Annotated in this window: 26 protein-coding genes; 17 read left to right on the top strand and 9 right to left on the bottom strand. The window is 71.2% G+C overall.

Features of this window, described 5'->3' with window-relative positions; genetic code table 11:
- Positions 1–97: 97 nt before the first annotated feature.
- Positions 98–1510 carry an HWE histidine kinase domain-containing protein gene (locus DJ019_RS21570; protein WP_111276518.1) on the bottom strand — a complete coding sequence of 471 codons (1413 nt, stop codon included), beginning with the start codon at positions 1508–1510 and terminating at the stop codon, positions 98–100.
- Between the two features lie 154 nt (positions 1511–1664).
- Here DJ019_RS21570 and DJ019_RS13330 point away from each other — a divergent pair, with 154 nt between their 5' ends.
- From DJ019_RS13330 to DJ019_RS13340, 3 genes are all read left to right on the top strand, one after another.
- Complete coding sequence (locus DJ019_RS13330) at positions 1665–1973, top strand: glycine zipper domain-containing protein (RefSeq protein ID WP_240606476.1); 309 nt, start codon at positions 1665–1667, stop codon at positions 1971–1973.
- A complete protein-coding gene (locus DJ019_RS13335) occupies positions 1970–2380 on the top strand; it encodes a hypothetical protein (protein ID WP_111276520.1) in 411 nt (136 codons plus the stop codon). Before DJ019_RS13330 ends, DJ019_RS13335 begins: the two co-directional genes overlap by 4 nt.
- A gap of 70 nt (positions 2381–2450) precedes the next feature.
- A complete protein-coding gene (locus DJ019_RS13340; protein WP_111276521.1) occupies positions 2451–2636 on the top strand; it encodes a DUF1328 domain-containing protein in 186 nt (61 codons plus the stop codon).
- 9 nt (positions 2637–2645) lie between these two features.
- Here the strand turns inward: DJ019_RS13340 and DJ019_RS13345 are convergent, their stop codons facing one another.
- The 3 genes from DJ019_RS13345 to DJ019_RS13355 are packed head-to-tail and all read right to left on the bottom strand — an operon-like array spanning position 2646 to position 4670.
- Positions 2646–3428: a metallophosphoesterase family protein gene (locus DJ019_RS13345; protein ID WP_111276522.1), complete on the bottom strand. Its 783-nt coding sequence runs from the start codon at positions 3426–3428 to the stop codon at positions 2646–2648.
- Positions 3425–4423 (bottom strand): diacylglycerol/lipid kinase family protein, encoded by a 999-nt coding sequence (locus tag DJ019_RS13350; RefSeq protein ID WP_111276523.1) that lies wholly within the window; start codon positions 4421–4423, stop codon positions 3425–3427. Before DJ019_RS13350 ends, DJ019_RS13345 begins: the two co-directional genes overlap by 4 nt.
- Positions 4341–4670, bottom strand: coding sequence for a hypothetical protein (locus DJ019_RS13355; RefSeq protein ID WP_111276524.1), 330 nt, complete (start codon positions 4668–4670; stop codon positions 4341–4343). Before DJ019_RS13355 ends, DJ019_RS13350 begins: the two co-directional genes overlap by 83 nt.
- A 126-nt stretch (positions 4671–4796) precedes the next feature.
- Here DJ019_RS13355 and DJ019_RS13360 point away from each other — a divergent pair, with 126 nt between their 5' ends.
- The 4 genes from DJ019_RS13360 (at position 4797) to DJ019_RS13375 (ending at position 6433) form a co-directional block, all read left to right on the top strand.
- Positions 4797–5138 carry a YMGG-like glycine zipper-containing protein gene (locus DJ019_RS13360; RefSeq protein ID WP_111276525.1) on the top strand — a complete coding sequence of 114 codons (342 nt, stop codon included), beginning with the start codon at positions 4797–4799 and terminating at the stop codon, positions 5136–5138.
- A 76-nt stretch (positions 5139–5214) separates the two neighbouring features.
- On the top strand, positions 5215–5664 hold the full coding sequence (locus DJ019_RS13365; RefSeq protein WP_111276526.1) for an OmpA family protein: 450 nt from the start codon (positions 5215–5217) through the stop codon (positions 5662–5664).
- A gap of 294 nt (positions 5665–5958) precedes the next feature.
- Positions 5959–6174 carry a hypothetical protein gene (locus DJ019_RS13370; protein ID WP_111276527.1) on the top strand — a complete coding sequence of 72 codons (216 nt, stop codon included), beginning with the start codon at positions 5959–5961 and terminating at the stop codon, positions 6172–6174.
- 10 nt (positions 6175–6184) lie between these two features.
- The gene (locus tag DJ019_RS13375; RefSeq protein ID WP_111276528.1) at positions 6185–6433 is read left to right on the top strand and encodes a hypothetical protein; all 249 of its coding nucleotides are present in this window, start codon (positions 6185–6187) and stop codon (positions 6431–6433) included.
- 80 nt (positions 6434–6513) lie between these two features.
- Here the strand turns inward: DJ019_RS13375 and phyR are convergent, their stop codons facing one another.
- Positions 6514–7314, bottom strand: coding sequence for an anti-anti sigma factor/receiver protein PhyR (phyR, locus tag DJ019_RS13380; RefSeq protein ID WP_111276529.1), 801 nt, complete (start codon positions 7312–7314; stop codon positions 6514–6516).
- Between the two features lie 233 nt (positions 7315–7547).
- Here phyR and nepR point away from each other — a divergent pair, with 233 nt between their 5' ends.
- From nepR to DJ019_RS13400, 4 genes are all read left to right on the top strand, one after another.
- Positions 7548–7736, top strand: coding sequence for an anti-sigma T factor NepR (gene nepR, locus DJ019_RS13385; RefSeq protein WP_111276530.1), 189 nt, complete (start codon positions 7548–7550; stop codon positions 7734–7736).
- Positions 7736–8344, top strand: a complete 609-nt coding sequence (locus DJ019_RS13390; protein ID WP_111276531.1) for a sigma-70 family RNA polymerase sigma factor — start codon at positions 7736–7738, stop codon at positions 8342–8344. The genes nepR and DJ019_RS13390 overlap by 1 nt, the downstream gene beginning before the upstream one ends.
- Before the next feature lie 136 nt (positions 8345–8480).
- Positions 8481–10184: a sensor histidine kinase PhyK gene (gene phyK, locus DJ019_RS13395; protein ID WP_165844011.1), complete on the top strand. Its 1704-nt coding sequence runs from the start codon at positions 8481–8483 to the stop codon at positions 10182–10184.
- A 41-nt stretch (positions 10185–10225) separates the two neighbouring features.
- Positions 10226–10363, top strand: coding sequence for an entericidin A/B family lipoprotein (locus DJ019_RS13400; protein WP_111276532.1), 138 nt, complete (start codon positions 10226–10228; stop codon positions 10361–10363).
- 60 nt (positions 10364–10423) lie between these two features.
- On the opposite strand, the gene DJ019_RS13405 is transcribed toward DJ019_RS13400, so the two are convergent.
- The 3 genes from DJ019_RS13405 to chpT form a co-directional block, all read right to left on the bottom strand.
- Entirely contained in the window at positions 10424–11239 is an 816-nt protein-coding gene (locus DJ019_RS13405) for a CheR family methyltransferase (RefSeq protein ID WP_240606478.1), read from the bottom strand.
- Positions 11236–11604 carry a response regulator gene (locus DJ019_RS13410; RefSeq protein WP_111276533.1) on the bottom strand — a complete coding sequence of 123 codons (369 nt, stop codon included), beginning with the start codon at positions 11602–11604 and terminating at the stop codon, positions 11236–11238. Before DJ019_RS13410 ends, DJ019_RS13405 begins: the two co-directional genes overlap by 4 nt.
- 68 nt (positions 11605–11672) lie before the next feature.
- Complete coding sequence (gene chpT, locus DJ019_RS13415) at positions 11673–12317, bottom strand: histidine phosphotransferase ChpT (RefSeq protein ID WP_111276534.1); 645 nt, start codon at positions 12315–12317, stop codon at positions 11673–11675.
- 66 nt (positions 12318–12383) lie between these two features.
- On the opposite strand from chpT, the gene DJ019_RS13420 reads away from it, so the two are divergent.
- Complete coding sequence (locus tag DJ019_RS13420; protein ID WP_111276535.1) at positions 12384–12581, top strand: DUF3553 domain-containing protein; 198 nt, start codon at positions 12384–12386, stop codon at positions 12579–12581.
- The gene (cysQ, locus tag DJ019_RS13425) at positions 12578–13348 is read left to right on the top strand and encodes a 3'(2'),5'-bisphosphate nucleotidase CysQ (protein WP_111276536.1); all 771 of its coding nucleotides are present in this window, start codon (positions 12578–12580) and stop codon (positions 13346–13348) included. The genes DJ019_RS13420 and cysQ overlap by 4 nt, the downstream gene beginning before the upstream one ends.
- 106 nt (positions 13349–13454) lie before the next feature.
- On the opposite strand, the gene DJ019_RS13430 is transcribed toward cysQ, so the two are convergent.
- Positions 13455–13697 carry a hypothetical protein gene (locus DJ019_RS13430; protein ID WP_111276537.1) on the bottom strand — a complete coding sequence of 81 codons (243 nt, stop codon included), beginning with the start codon at positions 13695–13697 and terminating at the stop codon, positions 13455–13457.
- Between the two features lie 190 nt (positions 13698–13887).
- On the opposite strand from DJ019_RS13430, the gene DJ019_RS13435 reads away from it, so the two are divergent.
- The 4 genes from DJ019_RS13435 (at position 13888) to DJ019_RS13450 (ending at position 20667) form a co-directional block, all read left to right on the top strand.
- The gene (locus tag DJ019_RS13435; RefSeq protein WP_111276538.1) at positions 13888–16173 is read left to right on the top strand and encodes a TonB-dependent receptor; all 2286 of its coding nucleotides are present in this window, start codon (positions 13888–13890) and stop codon (positions 16171–16173) included.
- Positions 16174–16267: 94 nt separating this feature from the next.
- Complete coding sequence (locus DJ019_RS13440) at positions 16268–16951, top strand: Fe2+-dependent dioxygenase (RefSeq protein ID WP_111276539.1); 684 nt, start codon at positions 16268–16270, stop codon at positions 16949–16951.
- A 72-nt stretch (positions 16952–17023) separates the two neighbouring features.
- A complete protein-coding gene (locus DJ019_RS13445) occupies positions 17024–18214 on the top strand; it encodes an acyl-CoA dehydrogenase (protein WP_111276540.1) in 1191 nt (396 codons plus the stop codon).
- Positions 18215–18321: 107 nt separating this feature from the next.
- The gene (locus tag DJ019_RS13450; RefSeq protein ID WP_165844008.1) at positions 18322–20667 is read left to right on the top strand and encodes an ATP-binding protein; all 2346 of its coding nucleotides are present in this window, start codon (positions 18322–18324) and stop codon (positions 20665–20667) included.
- The last annotated feature ends 66 nt before the right edge of the window (positions 20668–20733 follow it).

Here is a 20733-nt window from a genome sequence, read left to right on the forward strand (position 1 = left end):
ATGGGGATAGGCGTCGGCGAGGGCTTTGCGCAGGTGGCGCCTTGTCTCAGCGCGATCTCGCCGCGCGTCACTGCGCCGCTTCATATGGTGAACGATATCAGCGGTTTGCGAGTAGCTCGGCGACGGCGGCGGCTACCTGGGTGACGTCGTAGGGCTTGCGGATGACGGGCGCCTCGAAGCCGCCCGGCGCGCCGCCGGTCTCGCCGTAGCCGGTGGCGAAGACGAAGGGGATGCCGCGCTTGGAGAGCACCTCGGCGACGGGGGTCACGGAGTGGCCGTTGAGATTGGCGTCGAGCACCGCGGCGTCGATCGGCTGGTCCAGGAGGTCGAGGGCCTCTTCCAGCTCGTAGGCCGGGCCGACCACGGTGGCGCCGGCGTCCGAGAGGCCGGTCTCGAGCTCCAGGGCCAGGAGGACGGCGTCCTCCACGATCAGCACCCGGGCGCCCTTGAGGCTGGCCGGGCCGCGGGAGGTGGCGACGGTCTCGGTGACGCGGGCGCTGGGGACCTCGGGCACCACCTCGGGCCGCTCGGCCACGGCGGCGGGGCCGGCGACCAGGCGGGCGACGACGCCGCCCGGCCGGTAGTCCACGTGCGCCTCGCCGTTCAGTTCCCGGCCGGTGACCTGTTCCAGCAGGGTGCAGCCGAAGCCGCGGCGCTGGGGCGGGGAGACCGTCGGGCCGCCGGTCTCCGTCCAGTGCATCTCGAACCCGCCCTCGGGCCGGCAGGTCCAGGTGACGCGGACGTGGCCGATATCGTTGGAGAGCGCGCCGAACTTCACCGCATTGGTGGCCAGTTCGTGCAGGGCCAGCGACAGGGCGTTGGCGGCGCGGGGGGTGAGGAAGAGCTCGGGCCCTTCCCAGCTCGTCTGGCCGGGGGCCAGGGCGCCCAGCTCGGCCGAGGCCAGGTGGTCGATGGCCGCGCCGCGCCAGCGGGCGGCGGTGAGCAGTTCGTTGGCCGAAGCCATGGCCTTCAGGCGGCCGGTGAAAGCCTGGAGGAAGGCGTCGAGGCTGGCCGTGCGGCGGGCCGTCTGCTGCGCCAGGCTCTGGACGGCGGCCAGCACGTTCTTCACCCGGTGATCCAGCTCGGCCATGGCCTGGATCCGCCGCTCCTCCTCCTGGTGGAGCTGGGTCACGTCCTGGACGATGCCTATCATGGTGATCGGCCGGCCCTGGTCGTCGCGCTCGACGATGCCGGCGACCCGGACCCAGATGATGTGGCCGTCGGGGCAGACGTGGCGGAAGGCGCTGCCAAAGCGGTTCTCGGTCTGGCGGTTGCCCTCGCGGGCGGCGCGGAACGCCGGCAGGTCCTCGGGATGGACGAACTCGTCCAGCGCGGCGCCGCCCAGCGCGGGGCGTTCCCCGGCCGGGATGCCGGTCATGGCGGACATGCGCTCGGAGATGATGAAGACGTCGCGCGCGAAATCCCACTCGAACGACCCGAGGCCCGCGGCCTCGAGCGCCAGCTCGAGGCGGTGGTCAGGGTCGGACGGGGCGTCTCGTTCCCGAGTCATCTACCCAACATAGGCATGGCGGCGATCCGAAGCGAACAGGAACACCCTTAAAGCGATCTGAATCGTCGCGTTCCCTTTGCGGGTGTTGGCCGAAGAACCTATGTTGGCGTGGTCCAGCTTCCCGCCGCGGGAGGCGCCCGTTGGAGATGCGACCATGCCCCCCAAGGCTTCCGAGCTGACCCCCGAAGACACCACCGCCGCGGCCAACGACACGACCGCCAAGATCGTGGCCGACGCGCAGATGGCCATCGCCGACGCCGCCAAGCGGATCGAGGCGGCGGTGCAGCAGGGGCTGGAGCAGGTCCGCGCCCAGAGCCGGGTGTACGCCGACGTGGCCTCCGAGCAGATCGACGAGGCCAGCCGCGTGGCCAGCGAACAGATCCGCGCCCGCCCGCTCGCCGCCACCGGCGCCGCCCTGGGCGTCGGCGTCCTGATCGGCCTGCTGCTCGCCTCGCGGCGTTGAACCTCCGCAGGATCCTCAACCTGGCGATCGCCTTCGCGGCCGTCGTCACCGCCGCCGTCGTGTGCGTGGTGGCGGCGTCGTTCGCCGTCTATGCGCTGGCCAAGGTCTGGCTGGGCCCGGCCGGGGGAGCGGCGGTGGTCGTCGGGGTGTTCGCCCTGTTCGCCGTGATCGTCGCCGTCCTGGCCACCCGCAAGGCCGCGCCGAAACCGACCCCCGGCGCGCCGCCGGACGAGGCGGTGGTCGACCGGCTCATCGGCCTCGCCAAGGAAAAGCCGCTGATCGCCCTGGGCGCCGCCGCGGCGGCGACCGCGGCCGCCGTGGCCGTGCTGGTGCGCAACCCGGCGTTGATCACAGCCCTGGTCAGCGCCTTCCTGGCGGGCAGCAGCTCGGCGAAGTCGGGCAAGTAGCGGAACAGCACAGCCGCACGGGCGTTGCTTCGCCGCAGGCCGATACGGGCCTGCGAACGGAGATTGTGACATGCTCGGTTGGGCTCTGACCTTCCTGGTGGTCGCCCTGATCGCCGGCGTGCTTGGTTTCACCTCGGTGGCCGGCGCGGCGATGGGGATCGCCAAGATCCTGTTCTTCGTCTTCCTGGTGCTGTTCGTGGTGTCCCTGGTCCTGCACCTGGTGCGTGGCCGCGGCCTGGGTTCGGGACCCCTGTAGGACGCACGACTACCCTGGCCGCCGATCCAGCGCCCAGGTCCGATAGGGCTCGTAGTGCGAGCCGGTCCAGGCGAGGGCGGTCACGCGGATGCAACCGTCCTCGACCTCGATCTCGTTGTAGCTGGGCGGCACGCCCCGCTCGCGCACCGACAGGGTGCCGGACCCGACCGCATAGGTCCGCCCGTCGCGGTGCGGATAGGGCCAGGTGAAGGGCGCATGGATGTGCCCGGAGAGCACCAGGTCCACGCGGGCGTCCGCGAAGACCCCCGCCGCCCGCTCGCCGCCCCAGACCCGGGCGGTCATCGGGCCACCGATCATCTCCACCAGCGGATGATGCACGACCACGATCCGCAGGGCGTCGCCTGGCTCGAACCAGGCGGCGGCCTCGCGCGCCTGCTGCTCGGCGATCTGGCCCTTGGACCAGTCGAGCCGCGGCTGGGCGCCCCGGGCGGTGTTGACCCCGCGCACCGCCACGCCCTTGCCGCGCCAGCTCTGGGCGGGCGCAGGTCCGACGTGGCGCTCATAGCGGCGGAAGGGGGCGAAGATCCGCTCCAGCGGCGCGAGATAGGGCGCGTCATGGTTGCCGGGCGTCACCAGGCGGGGCTCGGGCAGGCCGTCCAGCCAGGCGGCGGCCTCGCGGAACTCGGCCTCCTCGGCATAGCGGGTCAGGTCGCCGGCGATGACGGTGAGGTCGAAGCCGCCGGCCCGAATCCGGTCGCCGGCCGCCGCCACGGCCGCCTTGTTCTCGCCCCCGAAATGGATGTCGGACAGGTGCGCCAGACGGAGCTTCACCGCGCCTCCTTGGGCAGGGCGAGGACGCGGCAGATGTTGGGCTCGTAGCGCACCTCCGCGAGGTGGCCGAGACGCACGGTCTCGCCGTCGAGCAGCGCCGGGATGTCCTGGGCCGACCAGACCCGCGCGACGCGGCAGGGGCGGTTGTCGACCGACGGATCGACGCGCCAGTCGCGGACGATGGCGTTGACGCCCAGGCGGATGGCCTCGCCCGCGCCGTGGACATTGAGCGCGGCGGCCTCGAGGGCGCCGGCGTCGTCATCCATCACCTTGGAGGCGAGGGGGCACATGAGGACGAGAGCCTCGGCCTTCTCGCGCTGGCCGCCATCGAGGGTGTAGCGGAGGCGGCCGGTGAAGGCGCGGTGCAGGGCCTTGCGGGCGCGGCCGAGGGCGATGTTGAGCTCGCCCTTCCGGGCCGCCTCCCGGGCGGGCGCCCAGAGCGCGGGCGAGCCAAGGATGGCGGCCACCAGGAACCGGTGGCCCTCGATGCAGCCGCCGGCGAGCGGATGCTCCTCGCCCTGTTCCAGAAGCAGGCGCAGCGCCTCGGCCCACGGCCGACGGCCATACACGGCGTGCGGCAGCATGTTCATGGTCCCGCCGGCCAGGGGGGCGATCAGCGGACCGCCGGGACCGGCCAGCTCGGCGGCGCACCGGGCCGTGCCATCACCCGCGAGGACGACCAGCAGGTCCGGCCCGCGGTCGATCGCGGCCCGCAGGCAGTCGCGGATGCCGGCCGGATCGGACGCGCAGATGTTGGGCGTCACGCCGAAGTCGGCGAACACCTTCTCGAGCTCCGCGGGGGCGTTCGGTCCGACGCTGCCCGAGGCGACGTTGGCGACTACCTCGACCTTGCCAAGGCGGGGGCGGACGTCAGGCGACGGGCGCTCGGGCGGCTCGACCTGTGGGGGGGCGTTAGTTGGCAGAGCTGACAGCCGAATTGGTCCCGTCGTTATCGGTGGCCTGGCGTACGGCCGCGCTCGCTTCGGCGGCCGCATCGCGGACCGCAGGCTCGGCCTTATCGGCGGCCGTGGCAAGGTTCTGGTCGACCACCACGCCCGCGTCGCCGAAGGAGCCGTTCACGACGGCCAGGGCGACCAGGACAACGCCGACGGCCGCGGCGACGAACAGAAGGGTCATCAGCAGCGGATGGCGGCGGCGGGCCCGGCGGGCGTCCTTGCGGCCCATCTCGTAGGCCTGCCGAAGATCGGCGCGATCATGGTCGCGGTCGCTGTAGGAGGTCACGGTTGGCTCTCCGATGGAGTGTTCCCCCGCTGCAACGGCAGGCGGACGGCTTGGTTCCGGCGGGGAACTGCCGCCTGCCCCCCGCGTTTCGGCCGCCAGGGGACACCCCAAAGGAGAGCCAGTCTCATGTTCAAGCCTCTGATCGCCATGGCCGGCGCCGGTCTTCTGACCGCCGCCTGCACCACCTCGGGCAACGTGGAAGGCAACGCCGTGGGCGGCGCCGCCCTCGGGGCGCTGACCGGGGCCGCCATCGGCGCCGTCTCGGGCGACGTCGGCGTCGGCACGGGCGCAGCGGTCGGCGCCGGCGTCGGCGCCGTCGCGGGCGCGGTGAAGGGCTGCCGCGACGACGGCGGCTGCGGCGCGACCACATCCAACCGCCGCCAGTACTACGACGAGCGCGCGGGTCGGTACTACTACTACGACCCGGCGACGGGCCGGTACTACTGGGAGAACGGATCGCCGCGCTGAGGCGCGGGCGCTTCGACGGGACAGGGCGGCCGGAGCTTCTCCGGCCGCCCTTTTGTCATGTGGGCTGGAGGGAGCGATGAACAGGATCGGCTGGGTGGGGCTGCTGGCTATGGCCGCGACCGCGAGCGGTTGCGCCTCGGTGCGGGACGCGAGGGACCGGATCGTACGGGCGAGCCCGACGTGCGAGGACCTTTCGGTCCCGGTCTACTTCGAGCCGAACGTGGCCGTGCTGACCCGCGAAGGCCAGCGGGTGATCGCGGCGGCGGCCCGCCAGGCGCGGGGCTGCACGGTGAGGTCGGTCCGCGTGGTTGGCCTGGCCGACGCCACGGGCGATCCCGCCGCGAACCTGGAGCTCTCCAAGCAGCGCGCGGCCTCGGTCGCCGCGGCGGTCGCCCGGGCGGGCCTGCCCGCGGCGACCTTCGATGTAGAGGCCTTCGGCCAGGCGGGCTCGATCACGCCCGACGGCCGGGTGCAGCCGGTGCGCCGGCGGGCGGACATCACGCTGGACCTCGCGCGGGTGAAGTAGGGGAAGCGGGAGTCGGGCGCTTCGCCCCGCTGGCCTCCACAACAAGAAGTGGGCGGGTCTTTCGACCCGCCCAGGTGTGCATCATCGAGAAAAGGGGTGCGGAGACGGCAGACTGGCGTGAGGCCAGTCTCAAGTCGGGGGGGGCGTCGCCGCCTCCGCATCCTCAAGAACACGCCCGTTGAAAAAGCGTTCCGACGTTCGATCACTTTTTTAGGCGCGTCGCGTTCGGCCTGCTGGCGGGCCGGAACGCCGGTCCGGCGGGGGCGTTAAACCCGCGACGGAAAGGACGCCCGCATGACCCGCAGCTCGTTCGTCGCCACCACCGGCCTGAAGCTTCTGCGGACCCCCAGCGTCCGCGACGTGGCCCGGCGACGGGTGCTGACGGTCGTGGCCGCCGTCTTCGGCTTCGCGGCGGCGAGCATCGCCGTCGGCCTGGCCACCGCGCCGGCCGGGCCGCCCGAGGCGGCGGCCGTGCAGACCGGTCCGTTCAGCTATTTCCCATCCGAATAAGGAGACCCCCATGACCTATTCGTCGCGCGAGAGCGAAAGGCCCGCCCTCAACGCCACCCGCGCACGGCAGGGACGCTGGGGCCGTCACGTGTTCTGGGTGCTGGTGTTCGGAACCCTGCTGGCGGGCCTGGCCATGTTCGCGGCCTGGACCTGGCGCGACGCCGCCGAGGGGCCGGCGGGCCCGGGCCAGGAGCGGGTCGTGCCGCAGACCGCCGACGCGCCGATGCCGCCGACGCCCGGCGAGACTGCGCGCCAGTAGCGCGGTCGGCCCCAACGCACGCACGAAAAGGGCGCCGCATCGCTGCGGCGCCCTTCGCATTTCCGGGATGGATCGTCCGCTCAGGCGGCCTGTTTGCTGGCCTTGCGCGGGTGGAAGAACAGGGCCTGGCCGATCGCCGCCTTCACCGTCTCGGGCTGGAACGGCTTGGTGATCAGGAAGGTCGGTTCCGGCCGCTCGCCCGTGAGCAGACGCTCGGGGAAGGCGGTGATGAAGATCACCGGCACGTCGTAGCGCTGGAGGATGTCCTTCACCGCATCGATGCCCGAGCTGCCGTCGGCGAGCTGAATGTCGGCGAGCACCAGGCCCGGCGTCTTGCGGGCCACGGCGTCGACGGCCTCGGTGCGCGTGGCGGCGATGTCGACCACCGTGTGGCCCAGTTCGGTGACCAGGGCCTCGATGTCGGCGGCGATCACCGGCTCGTCCTCGATGATCAGAACCTCGGTGGCGAGTTCGGCGTCGATCTCGGCCTGGGCCTCGGCGATCAGCTTCTCGACCTCGGCGAAGTCGGCGCCCAGGATCTGGGCCGCTTCGGTAGGCGTGAAACCTTCGAGGGCGGTGAGCAGGAACGCCTGGCGCGACCGCGGAGCGATGCGCATCAGGCGCCGGGTCGCGTCATCGACGCCGCTGTCGTCGTCGAGCGGCGCCTCGAGCTGGGCGCCCGAGGTGCACCAGATGGCGTGGAACACGTGATACAGCGCCACCCGCGGCGTCATGTTGTCGGCCAGGGTGCGTTCGCCGGCGGCCAGGGCCTCGAGCGCGACGCGCACATAGTGATCGCCGGTGGACTGATCGCCTGTCAGGGCGCGCGCATAGCGGCGCACGTAGGGCAGATGCGGCGCCAGTCTGGCTAGAAGACTCAAGGGTGACCCCTCCCGTATTGCTTCGGATCGTGGCAGCCCGGCGCGCGGATGTGCATCCCCGACCAAGCCCCATCATGGTCCAAAAACGCCGCCCCTGGGAACCGGTTCCCATCCGGCCCGGTTTTCCGCATCTTGATCGCGTTCAGATTGGAACCCGATGCGGGGCAAGGGCGTTGAGCGATCGCAAGGTACACGAGAGGGGGCAGACTCCGCGGGAGCGGAGCGCCGACAAGATGATCGAACAGCGTCCGTCACCGGAGCGCCGCAAGGCCTCCGCCGCTCTGGATGAAGCTCGCCTGCGGCAGCAGGCCATCGGCGTCCGCCTGCGCCAGATGTTCGACGAGGTCGTGAACGAGGATGTGCCCGAGGAATTCCTCGAGATCCTCCGCCGCGCCGACGAACGCAGCCAGGGGAAGTCGTAATGGCCGTGGCCGCCGAACCGCGCGCCGCCGCGCGAAGCCCCGCCGACGACGCCGGCTTCAAGAAGGAACTGGTCCAGCTCATCCCGCACCTGCGCGCCTTCGCGCGGACGCTGTGCGGTGACGCGACGGCCGCCGACGACCTGGCGCAGGACGCGATGCTGAAGGCGTGGGACGCCCGGGCCAGTTTCCAGATGGGCACGAACATGAAGGCCTGGACCTTCATGATCCTGCGCAACCAGTTCTATTCGGAGAAGCGCCGGTCCTGGCGTCAGAGCCAACTCGACCAGGAGGCCGCCGAGCGGACCCTGGTGGCCGTGGACGACCCCGAGGCGCCGGTGGCGCTGGACGAACTGCGCCAGGGTCTGGCGATGCTGCCGGCCGAGCAGCGCGAGGCGCTGATCCTGGTCGGCGCCGGGGGGTTCGCCTACGAGGAAGCCGCCGAGATCTGCAACTGCGCCGTCGGCACGGTGAAGAGCCGCGTCAGCCGCGCGCGGCGGGCCCTGCATGCGATCCTCGAGGGCGGCCAGTACGACCGCGACGGCGCGGCGGCCAGCGATGCGATGCGATCGATCCTGGCGGACGCCGATCGCCTGAGCTCGGTGCGCTGATCCAGCCACCGGGGTCGCGGGTTTGGCGAAGGTCGCGCGACTATCTATGAGTGAAGGGCGCTGTGCTTCCTGCCGGTCCGCCGGCGGGGAGTGAGCTAGCACGGGCGAGGGTATGGCCGGTCTGCCGCGGATTTCCATGAGCACGATCCGGGTTCGGCTGATCGCGGCCCTGGCCGCCGCCCTGCTGCCGGTGCTGGTGCTGGGCGCCCTGCAGTCGGTGATCGGCTTCCAGCGCGAGGGAAGGGCGCTGCGCCAGAACCTCGGTTTCGCCGCGGAGCGGAGCGCGGCCACGGCGCGCGCGCGTATGGAGAGCGCCGATGTGCTGCTGCAGACGCTGGCGCCCGGCGCGGTGGGGTTCCAGTGCCAGAAGCGTCTGGAGCAGGTCACCGGGCGCATCCCCGGCTATCTGAACCTGATCCGTTTTGACCGGCAGGGACGGGTGGTCTGCGCCGCCGGCGGCGTTCCCGCAGACCCCTCACGCGCGCAGCGCCCGTGGTTCCGCGAGCTGGCCGGAGGCGGGTCGATCGCGATCACCCGCGACCCGGGATCGTCCTACGCGGCCGAGCCGGCCGTGCTGACCGCGGCGCGGGCGGCGGCGGCCGACGGCGCCTTCGACGGCGCGTTCGTGGCGGTGATCGCGCTGTCCAGCCTGCAGCCTCGCGTGAACGACCCCTCGCTGCCGAAGGGCGCGGAGATCGGGCTGGTGGAGAAGACCGGCCGCTACATCACCACCACCGACCCGGGCGCCTTCCCCGGGCTGCCGGCGGACTGGCGGGCCAAGGTGGACGCGCGGGGCACGCTGGTCTGGTACGGCGACGACGGTCTTGGGCGGCGGCGGGTCTATTCGGCCGCGCCGGTGGTGGGCGACGAGGTCTATGTGGTGCTGTCGGCGCCCTCGCCCGGGATCCTGTCGTGGGCGCGGCTGAACCCGCTGTCGGGCATCGTCTTCCCGCTGCTGACGTTCCTGTTCGCGCTGGTGGCGGTGTCGGCCGTGGCCGAGAGGGTGGTGATCCGCTGGATCGCCTACCTGCAGCGGATCGCGGCGCTGTACGCGCGTGGCCGGCTCAGCGTGCGGCCGGTGCAGGCCGAGCAGATGCCGCCGGAAATCCGCGTGCTGGCGGAGACGCTGGAGGACATGGCCGACGCAATCGTCGGCCGCGACGCCAGCCTGCGCGACAGCCTGGCGCAGAAGGACGAGCTGATGCGGGAGATCCACCACCGGGTGAAGAACAATCTTCAGGTCATCTCCAGCCTGCTCAACATGCAGCAGCGGGCCCTGACCGATCCGGCCGCGCGGTCGGCGATGAGCGACACGCGCCAGCGGATCACGGCGCTCGCGCTCATCTATCGGGCGCTCTACCAGGGACCGGACCTGAAGCGCGTGGACCTGCGTCCGTTCCTGGAGGAGCTCACCGCGCAGCTCGTGAACGGCGAGATCATGCACGGCCTGACGGTGCGGACCGAGCTGAAGGTCGACCCGCTGGTCATCGACCCGGATCGGCTGGCGCCGCTGGCCCTGTTCGCGGTCGAGGCGATCACCAACGCCCAGAAGCATGCGTTCCGCGCGCGCGGCGGCGTGCTGACCCTCAACTTCACGGTCCGCGGCGAGGAGGCCGAGCTGGAGATCAGCGACGATGGCGAGGTGAGCGACGCCGCGCTGGCCAGTCCGGGCGTCGGCCGGACGCTGATGACGGCCTTCGCACGGCAGCTTCGCGGCCGGGCCGAACTGGTGCGCAATCGCGAGGGCGGGGTCACCGCGCGGCTGATCTTCCCGACGCCCGCGGCCGAGCGGGCCGAGCTGACGCCCGGCGGCTCCACGGGGAACCAGGCCGCGGCGTGAGACGTTGCCGCCGGGCACGATCACACCCCCGGAGAAATCCCATGCGCAAAGTCTTCCTGCTGGCCGTCCTCGCCGCCAGCATGGCCACGGCGGCCTGCAACACGGTCGCCGGCGCCGGCCGCGACGTCCAGTCGGCCGGTGAGGCGGTCACCTCCACGGCCCAGGACGCCAAGAACTGACCTGACATCGCCACACGCGACAGGAGGGCCCCGCCGGCGTCGCCGCGGGGCCTTTTCGTTTCAGGCGGCCGAGCGGGCGGCCTCGCTCGGGGCGGCATAGACGCCGAACGCCGGATCGACCGCGACCAGGTCGCCGGTCGGATCCCGCAGACCCAGGACCAGCCGGCCGCCCGGCGCCAGCGACCGCTGAAGCTGGGCCAGAACCAGGGCCTGCGCCCCGGGCGCGAGCTGGGGCAGCAGGTGGCGGCAAAGGATGAGGTCGAACTGGCCCAGGCGGGACAGGTCGTCGAGCAGGTTCACCCGCCGCCAGCGGATCATCTGGCGGATGCGCGGCGACAGGACGAAGGAGTCGCCCTGCTTCTCGAAGTGGCGGACGAGCGTGCGCGCGGGCAGGCCCCGTTGGATCTCGAACTGCGAATAGAGCCCGGCCTGCGCCTTCTCCAGCGCGCGCTCCGACAGGTCGGAGGCATAGAGCTCGGTCGCCGTGGGCGTCCCGGGCGCGTCGGCCAGCATCATGGCGAGGGAGTAGATCTCCTGCCCGGCGCCGCAGGCGGCGCTCCACACCCGCACCGGCTGGCCCCCGTGCGCGGCGGCCAGGGCGGGGAGCACCTCGTCGACCAGGTGGACGAAGACGCGCCGGTCACGGAAGAAGTCCGTCTCGGACTGGCTCAGGGCCTCGACCAGCGCCCAGCTCATGCGGCCATCCGGATCGGCGCGCAGGGCGTCGACGAAGTCGCGCGGGGAGGCGAAGCCTTCCCGGCGGGCGACGGGCGCGATCCGGCTGTCGATCAGGTAGGCCTTCTCGGGATCGACCTGAAGGCCGGCCCGCTGGAGGCAGAGGTCGGCGAGGAAGGCGCGGTCGGTGGGCTCGATCACGCGGCGAGCCCCAAGTAGTCGAGCTTGCCGGCGACGATGCCGCCGTCGAAGGGCTTCATGATGTATTCGTCGGCGCCCGTGTCGAGCGCCTCGCTGATGCGGTCGAGATCGGTCTCGGCGCTGCAGAAGACGACCTTGGGCGTCTCGCCGCCGGGCTCGGCGCGCAGGCGGCGCAGGAACTCCAGCCCGTCCATGCCGGGCATCCGCCAGTCGAGCAGGATCATGTCGGGCATCACGGCGCTGCACCAGGCCATGGCTTCCAGGCCGTCGGACGCCTCGGCGACCTCGAACCCGAGGTCCTCCAGGATCCGGCGCGCGACCTTGCGGATCACGCGGCTGTCGTCGACGACGAGGCAGGTCTTCAAGGGTCGCGGCGCTCCCAACTCGCAGAGCGTTGTCGCGCGAGGGAGTTAATGCCGGGTGTGGATCGCCGTCAGGCGGGCAGGGTGGCCGCGAAGATGACCTGCTCTTCCTGCACATCGGCGAAGACGCGGCCGCCGGCATCGGCCACGAACAGGTGGGTGTAGTAGGCTTGAACCCAGTGGCCATGCAGGCCCTCGCCCAGGGGCTGGCCCTGCAGGCCCGCCAGGACCTCGGGCCGCAGGCGGGCGCGCGGGCCGCGGGCCTCGATGGCGATGGCGATGGAGGCGGCCTCCTGCACGGCCTGGACCTTGGCGACGCCCCCGGTCGGCAGGGCGGCGCCGGCCATCTGGGCGAGATTGAGCAGGGCGCGGGCGGCGGGCTTGTTGACCGCCGGGGTCTCCACCGCCCACTGCAGATCGGCGCGCATGTGGTCGAACACGCCGCGGGAAAGCTTCTCCAGTTCGCGGACGTCGAAGGTCTCGGCCGAGGCCGAGGCGCCGAACGCCACCCGGCAGAAGGACAGCAGGTCGGCGAGCTTCTTTGCGGACGAGGTGACGAGGCCCATGGCCTCCTCGCGCATGTCCTGCGCCGAGGGGTCGTCCAGAAGGTCGAGACCCGAACTGATCGCGCTCGCCGGGCTGATGAAGTCGTGGCACATCCGCGCGGCGAGATAGGCGGCGAGTTCCGCGGGGCGGATGACGGGCGTCTCGGTCATGATGGGCGGACCTTTACGCGATTTGCGCCTTGGGGAAACGCCCGTGCGTCTCTAAGACACGCGCGCATGGACGCTTATCGGGATCCGTTCCTGGAGCCGGGAGTCCTGGTCCGCCATCCCACGCATGACGACTGGGGGCTGGGGCAGGTCCAGTCGGTCGCGGGGCGGCGGGTGACCGTGAATTTCGAGCATGCGGGCAAGCAGACGATCGACGCTTCCGTCGTGACGCTGGTGTTCGCGGGTGACGATCCGAGGACGAATTGAGCCAGAACGACAACGATGTGGGCCAGGTGCTGGCCGAGATCTGCGAGGCCGCCGCGGCCCTAATCCTGCCCCTGTGGCGGTCGGGCGTAGAGGTGCTGACCAAGGCCGACGAGAGCCCGGTCACCGAGGCCGACCAGCGGGGCGAGAAGCTGATCCTGCAGCACCTGGCCGAGCGCTTCCCGGGCGTGCCGGTGATCTCGGAGGAGGACGCCGCCGAGTTCGGGACGCCGGATTCCATCGGCCCACGCTTCTTCCTGGTGGATCCGCTGGACGGGACGAAGGCGTTCGTGCGCGGCGATCCCCACTTCACCGTCAACATCGGTCTGATCGAGAACGGCCGGCCGGTCGCGGGCGCGGTCTGCGCGCCGCCGTCCGGCGAGTGCTGGTTCACCACCGCGGCCGGGGCCATGAAGCGGGTGAAGGGCGGCGCGGCCCAGCCGGTGCGCGTCCGGCCCTGGCCCAAGGGCCGGGCGGTGGCGCTGGTCAGTCACACGATGAAGGAAGAGGTCGCCGTCAAGCTGGCCGAGCAGTACGGCTTCGACCTGCGCGAGCCGATGGACTCCTCGATCAAGTTCTGCCGGATCGCCGAGGGAGCGGCTGACGTCTATCCGCGCCACGGACCGACCATGGAGTGGGACATCGCCGCAGGGCAGGCGGTGCTGGAGGCGGCGGGCGGCTCGGTGCTGACGCCCGAGGGCCAGCCGTTCGCCTACGGCAAGGCGGGCGACGGATTCCGCAACGGCTGGTTCGTCGCCAGGGGCGGCTGACGCCTATCGATCCAGGGCAGGGGCTGAAGGCGCGGGCCGTGAAGAGCGGCGCAGGCCGACCGCGTTTGGCCGACGCCCCGCCCGCGCCTTCGGCGCCTGTCCCGGATCAGACGTGCCTGGCGGAGGCCAGGTCGGGGGTGATCGGCGCGGCGACCTGGGCCGGCCAGAGGGTGTCGGCCTGGCCACCCGCCGGAGCCAGGGCGCCGACCAGCGCCCAGTAGCCCACGAAGCCGACCGTGAAGGCGGCGCAGGCCAGCAGCATGAAGGGCTTCAGAATCTCCATCGGCTGATCAACGGCCGCCGGGGCGACCGGTTGCGATCGCTTCGTCTCGAATGTGATCCCGGGCATCGCCCCCTCCATCGCCGCTTGCGCCCGAGGCCGCATGCAACCGCCACGCCAACGGATACGGGACGCCGGAGCCGGCGGTTGCAGCGATGTCTGCAGTTGATGTCGTTTTGAGAACGATTCTCATTGCGCATCATGCGCAGGCTATCTAAGAACGCCTCGCATTATTAGTCGCAGGTCAGGGCCGGGGGATATGTCGAGTAAAGGTGTTGTGGCGCGGAAGAAGCGCGCGATCGTGTTTGCGGCGGCCGGCGTCGCCGGGCTGTCGATGGGCGCAGCGGCGCAGGCGGACGAGGCGGTGGACGCCGCGCCGCGGGGCGCCGAGGTTTCGGGCCTGGAGGTGAAGGGCGGCAAGTCGCGGGAGCCGGAGGCGCCCAAGTACACGGCGCCGCTGGTGGACACGCCACGCAGCATCACGGTGATCCCGAGGCAGGTGATCGAGCAGACGGCGGCGACGTCGCTGACGGACATCCTGCGGACCTCGCCCGGCATCACCTTTGGGGCGGGCGAGGGCGGCCAGCCGCTGGCCGACCGGCCGTTCATCCGCGGCCAGGCCTCGGCCAACAACATCTTCGTCGACGGGGTCCGCGACTCCGGGGGCCAGACCCGCGAGGTGTTCGCCATCGAGCAGGTGGAAGTCGTGAAGGGCGCCGACAGCGCCTATTCGGGCCGCGGCTCGGGCGGCGGCAGCATCAACCTGACCAGCAAGCGCCCGCGCCTGGACACCTTCGCCAACGCCACGGTCTCGGTGGGGACCGACAGCTATTATCGCGGAACCGTCGACGGCAACTACCAGCTCGGCGAGATGTCGGCCGTCCGGTTGAACGTCATGGCCATGGAGAACGACAGCCCCGGGCGGGACGCGGCGGAGTTCAGCCGCTACGGCGTGCTGGCGGGCGTCGCGACCGGCCTGGGCACGGCGACGCGCGCCACCTTCCTCTACTATCACCTGCGCACCGACGACCTGCCGGACTACGGCGTGCCGCTGTTCACGAAGACGCCCGGCCTGGCGCGGACCACGAGCGGCGTGCTGGATGTGCCGCGCGACAGCTTCTACGGCCTGAAGGCGCGCGACTATCAGGAGACCGAGGCGGACATCGCGACGCTGATCGCCGAGCACGACGTCTCGGAGGCCGTGAAGTTGCGCAACGTCTTCCGCGCCTCCAAGACCCTGAACGACTATGTGGTCACCAATCCGGGCGACGGCGGCGTCGCCCAGCTCGTCGGCGGCCAGTACTGGATGAAGCGCGGGACCAAGTCGCGCTGGAACCCGGCCGAGACCGTGGCCAACGTCACCGACGTCTACGGCAAGTTCGACACCGGCTTCGTCAGCCACAGCTACGACGTCGGGCTGGAGCTCAGCCGCGAGCGGAACAAGAACGCGGCGTACGTGGTCTACACCACCGCCGGCGCGCCGTGCCCCGCGGGCTTCACCGGCGCCTCGAACAACCTGGGCGTCGGCGACTGCACCCTGGTGTTCGCGCCGAACCCGGACGATCCGTGGCAGGGGACGATCACCCGCCCCGAGGCCTCGCGGAACATCACCAAGACGGTGGGCGTCTACGCCTTCGACACCCTCTCGTTCGGCGACAGGTGGCTGCTGAACCTGGGCATCCGGCACGACAGCTACGAGGTGAGCGGGACCGACGTCGCGGTGACCAGCGCCAACGGCGTCATCACCGGCAAGACCTACACGCAGCGCCGGGGCGAGTGGGACTTCACCAACTACCAGGTGGGCCTGGTCTTCAAGCCGACGGCGACGTCCAGCCTCTACGTGGCGTACGCCACCACCTCCACGCCGCCGACCATCGCGTCAGGCGACCAGAACACCGGCGTCGGCACCGGCACGGGCAACCTCGCCAACGTGCTGCTGGATCCCGAGGAGGTGACGAACTTCGAGGTCGGGGCCAAGGCGGCGCTGTTCGGCGAGAAGCTCAGCGTGTCGGTCGCCTACTTCGACCTGACGCGCGAGAACGCCCAGATCCAGGTCTCGCCCGGCGTCTACGCCCAGGCCGGCGAGGCCCAGGTGAAGGGGGTCGAGATCGGCGTGACCGGGGCGGTCACCGACCGCTGGGACGTCTTCGGGGGCTACACCTACCAGGACAGCGAGCTGGTTCGCGGGGCCTACAACATCGTCAACGTGGGCGATCCGCTGGCCAACACGCCGAAGCACAACTTCAGCCTGTTCACGACCTACGAGATCACCGACGCCTTCACGATCGGCGGCGGGGCCTACTACGTCTCCAAGAGCTTCGGCGGCAACCAGGGCGGCGCGGGTGGCGGGACCAACCGCATCTTCGCCCCCTCGTACTGGCGCTTCGACGCCTTCGCCTCTTACCGGATCAGCGAGACCGTGGACCTGCAGCTCAACGTCCAGAACGTGGCCGACAGGGACTACATCATCCGCACCAACGGCGTGCACCACGCCGACTACGGCCCGGCCCGCCAGGCCATCCTGACGCTCAACGTCCGCTACTGACCCGAGCGTCCCGGATGCGCGCCGGCCCCGCTCCACCTCCCCGGGGCGGGGCCGCTTCGCGTCCCGGCTCCACCCGACTTAGGATCACGCCGCCATGATGCTTCATATTCCCGAGGTCCTGAGCAAGGCGAAGGTCGCCGAGCTGCGCGCCCTGATCGACGCGGCCGACTGGGTGGACGGCAACGAGACGTCCGGCAGCCAGTCGGCGCTCGCCAAGCGCAACGCCCAGCTTCCCGAAGGCTCCGAGGCCGCGGTCCGCGCCGGGGAGTGGATCCTGGACGCCCTGGAGCGCAGCCCGCTGTTCGTCGCCGCCGCCCTGCCGCAGGTGGTGTTCCCGCCGCTGTTCAACCGCTACGCCGGCGGGGAGGCGTTCGGCCTGCACGTGGACAATTCGATCCGCCAGAGCCGCGACGGCCGGACCCGCATCCGGACCGACCTGTCGGCCACGCTGTTCCTGACCGAACCTGAGGACTACGACGGCGGCGTCCTGGTGGTGGAGGACACCTTCGGCGCCCATGAGGTGCGGCTGCCGGCCGGCGACATGATCCTCTATCCCTCGTCCAGCCTGCACGAGGTGACGCCCGTGACGCGCGGCGCCCGGGTCTGCAGCTTCTTCTGGATCCAGAGCCTGATCCGCGAGGACGCCCGGCGGGAGCTGCTGTTCCAGATGGACCTGGCGATCCAGCAGCTCGGCGGACGTGTCGGGACCGACGCGCCCGAGCTGGTCTCGCTGACGGGGGCCTATCACAACCTGCTGCGGATGTGGGCCGAGGTCTGAGGCGGCGCCCCACTACCGCTTGGCCTGAAAAGCCGGTATCCCGCGCGCACTTGACGTGAGGAGACCCCTGCCATGCCGCACGACGCCGGCGCGCCCCAGAAGACCTATCGCTGGGACGACCCCCTCGACCTGTCCTCCCGGCTCTCGGAAGAGGAGCGGATGGTGTGGGAGGCGGCGCGGCAGTACGCCCGCGAGAAGCTGCTGCCGCGGGTGGTCAGCGCCTATGCCGAGGAGCGGTTCGACCGCGAGATCATGACCGAAATGGGCGAGCTGGGGTTCCTGGGCCCGACGCTGCCCGAGGAATACGGCTGCGCCGGGGTGAACCACGTGGCCTACGGCCTGATCGCCCGTGAGATCGAGGCGATCGATTCCGGCTACCGTTCGGCGATGAGCGTGCAGAGCTCGCTGGTCATGTACCCGATCTATGCGTTCGGCTCGGAGGAGCAGCGGCGCAAGTACCTGCCCGGCATGGCGGCGGGCCGCCTGATCGGCTGCTTCGGCCTGACCGAACCGGACGGCGGCTCGGACCCGGCCTCCATGCGGACGACCGCCAAGAAGGTCGACGGCGGCTACGTGCTGAACGGCGCGAAGATGTGGATCACCAACTCGCCGGTGAGCGACGTGGCCCTGGTCTGGGCCAAGCTGGACGGCAAGATCCGCGGCTTCCTGGTGGAGCGCGGGACCAAGGGCTTCGAGACGCCGCAGATCAAGAACAAGCTGTCCCTGCGCGCGTCGGTGACGGGCGAGATCGCCCTGACCGACTGCTTCGTGCCGGACGACGCCATGCTGCCGGGCGTGGAGGGCCTGCGCGGGCCGTTCTCGTGCCTGAACAAGGCGCGCTACGGCATCGCCTGGGGCGCCATGGGCGCGGCGGAGTTCTGCCTGCACGCCAGCCGGGACTATGTGTCGAGCCGCAGCCTGTTCGGCCGCACCCTGGCGTCGCGCCAGCTGGTGCAGAAGAAGCTGGCCGACATGTCGACCGAGATCGCGCTGGGCTTCGAAGGGGCGCTGGCCCTGGGCCGCCTGATCGACCAGGGCGCCTGGGTGCCGGAAGCGATCTCGATGCTGAAGCGCAACAACTGCGGCAAGGCGCTCGACATCGCCCGGGTCGCCCGCGACATGCACGGCGGCAACGGCATCTCGGGCGAGTACCACGTGATGCGCCACGCCTCGAACCTGGAGACGGTCAACACCTACGAGGGCGCCCACGACGTCCACGCCCTGATCCTGGGCCGGGCGATCACGGGCGAAAGCGCGTTCTGACGGGCAACCGCAGGTTTTTGACCCACAACGCTAAATTTACCCTCGCGGCTTAAGCCTCCCCCGTCCGTCGCATCCCTAGGAAGAGGAGGGCGGGCCAGGGGGAGGCTATGGCTCGGAAGAGCGCGACACGCGCCGCCGACAGGGATGCGATGTTCGAGTGGCTGTTCACCAACAGCCGCGACCTCATGCACGTCATCGCCACGGACGGGACCTTCAAGCTGGTGAACGCGGCCTGGTCCACGCTGACCGGCCTTTCGGAAGACGAACTCGTCGGGCGGCCGCTGTTGGACTTCTGCCACCCCGACGATGTGGATGGGGTGAGGACGCGCGCCCGCACGGTCCAGGTCGGCGAGTTGACCGAGGCCGAGATCCGGGTCGGCACGCCCGAGCGCGGCTGGCGCTGGGTGGCGGCGCGGCGGCAGCTCATGCAAGACGGCGCCCACGTCGGCAGCATGCGCGACATCACCGACGAGCGGGCCTACCGCGAGGAGATCGAGGAGGCGCGCCGGACGCGCAAGACCCTCGGCGCCTCGGCCGGCATCGGGAGCTGGGAGTTCGACCCGATCACCGACCGCATCTGGTGGTCGGACGAACTGCGCGGCGTGCTGGGCCTGGAGAGCGACGGTGTCTGGACCGCCGAGCGGTTCCTGCAACTGGTCCATCCCCGCGACCGCGAGAAGACCTTCAACGCCATGACCGCGGCGGCGCGCCAGGGCGAGGGCGTGCGCATGGAGCACCGTATCTGGAACGGCGCCCGCTGGGCGACGATGCGGGTGACGGTGCGGACCGAGCCGCTCGCCGAGGGCCGGTTCGTGCTGAAGGGCCTGTCGGAGGAGATCACCGAACTGGTGGAGGCGCGGGACGCCGCCCGGCAGGGCGAGCTGAAGGCGCGCAAGGCCCGGCGCGAGGCCCAGGCCAACGCCGGCCGCCTGGCGCTGGCGCTGCAGGCCGCCGAGGCCGGGGTCTACGAGATCGACCACGTCGGCAAGACCTTCTGGTGCTCGCCCGAATTCGAACGGATCACCGGCCAGAAGAACTCGAGCTACGAGGAGGCGACGAAGCTCCGCTATCCCGGCTTCCACAAGGACGACCTGAGCCATGTGCGCGCCTCGTTCCGGGCCCTGCACCGTGGCGACAAGAAATCAGGCGAGAGCTTCGAGGCGCGGATCGTGCGGCCGGACGGGACCGAGCGCTGGGTGCGCGTGTTCCATCACCTAGTCACCTCGCGCAACGGCCGGTGGCTGAAGGCCGTGGGTTTGGTGCAGGACTGCGATGCGCTGAAGCGGCAGGAGCTGGCGCTGAAGGAGGCCCAGCGGGCCGCCGAGGCGGCGGCCGAGGCCAAGTCGGCGTTCCTGGCCAACATGAGCCACGAGATCCGCACGCCGATGAACGGGGTGATGGGGGTGCTGCACCTGCTGGGCGCCGAGCGGCTGTCGGACGAGGGGCGTGCGCTGCTGCGCGAGGCGCTCTCGTGCGGGCAGATGCTGGCCGAGCTGCTGAACGACGTGATCGACTTCTCGAAGATCGAGGCGGGTCGCCTGGAGCTGGCCTACGAGCCGGTCGATCCGGTGGCGCTGGTCGAGGGCGTCGTGCGCCTGCTGGAGCCGCAGGCCGCGGCCAAGGGACTGCAGGTCGCGGTCTGGGCCGACCCGGCGCTGGGCTGGGTGCGGACCGATCCGGTGCGGCTGCGCCAGGCGATGTTCAACCTCGTCGGCAATGCGGTGAAGTTCACCGAGACCGGCGGGGTCGTGATCCGCTGCCGGCAGGCGGGCGAGGACCGCCTGCGGTTCGAGGTCGAGGACACCGGCGTCGGCATCCCGGAGGACGCCCAGTCGCGGCTGTTCGAGCGGTTCAACCAGGCGGACGCCTCGACCACGCGCCGGTTCGGCGGCTCGGGCCTGGGGCTCGCGATCACCCGCCGGCTGGCCGAGCTGATGGACGGCGAGGTGGGCTTCACCTCGCAGGTCGGACGCGGATCGACCTTCTGGCTGGAAGTCCGCGCCGAGGCGACGGCGGCGCCGGCGGAGGCGGTCGAGGCCGCGGCCGCCGTGCTGGAGGACGTGCGGATCCTGGTGGTCGAGGACAATCCCACCAACCGGCTGATCGCCACCAAGCTGCTGGAGAACCTGGGCGCGACGGTGGAGACGGCGGTCGACGGCCTCGCGGGCGTCGAGGCGGCGTCGCGGGGCGGCTTCGACCTGATCCTGATGGACATCCAGATGCCGGGTATCGACGGCCTGGAGGCCGCCCGCCGCATCCGCGCGCTGGGCGGGCCGCCAGCCGAGACCCCGATCATCGCCCTGACGGCCAACGTCCTGGCCCACCAGCGCCGGTCCTACCTGGACGCCGGCATGGACGGCGTGGTCGGCAAGCCGATCGCCCCGGCCGCCCTGCTCGCCGAGATCGCGCGGGCGGCGTCACAACGCGACGGCGCGGAGAGCGCGGCGGCGTAGGGCGTCGTTCAGGGCCAATTGGTCCCAGCTCCGCCTTCCCGGAGATCGGGGCGCGTGCTTGAGTGC

The sequence above is a fragment of the Phenylobacterium kunshanense genome, from assembly GCF_003254525.1.
GTDB lineage: Bacteria > Pseudomonadota > Alphaproteobacteria > Caulobacterales > Caulobacteraceae > Phenylobacterium > Phenylobacterium kunshanense.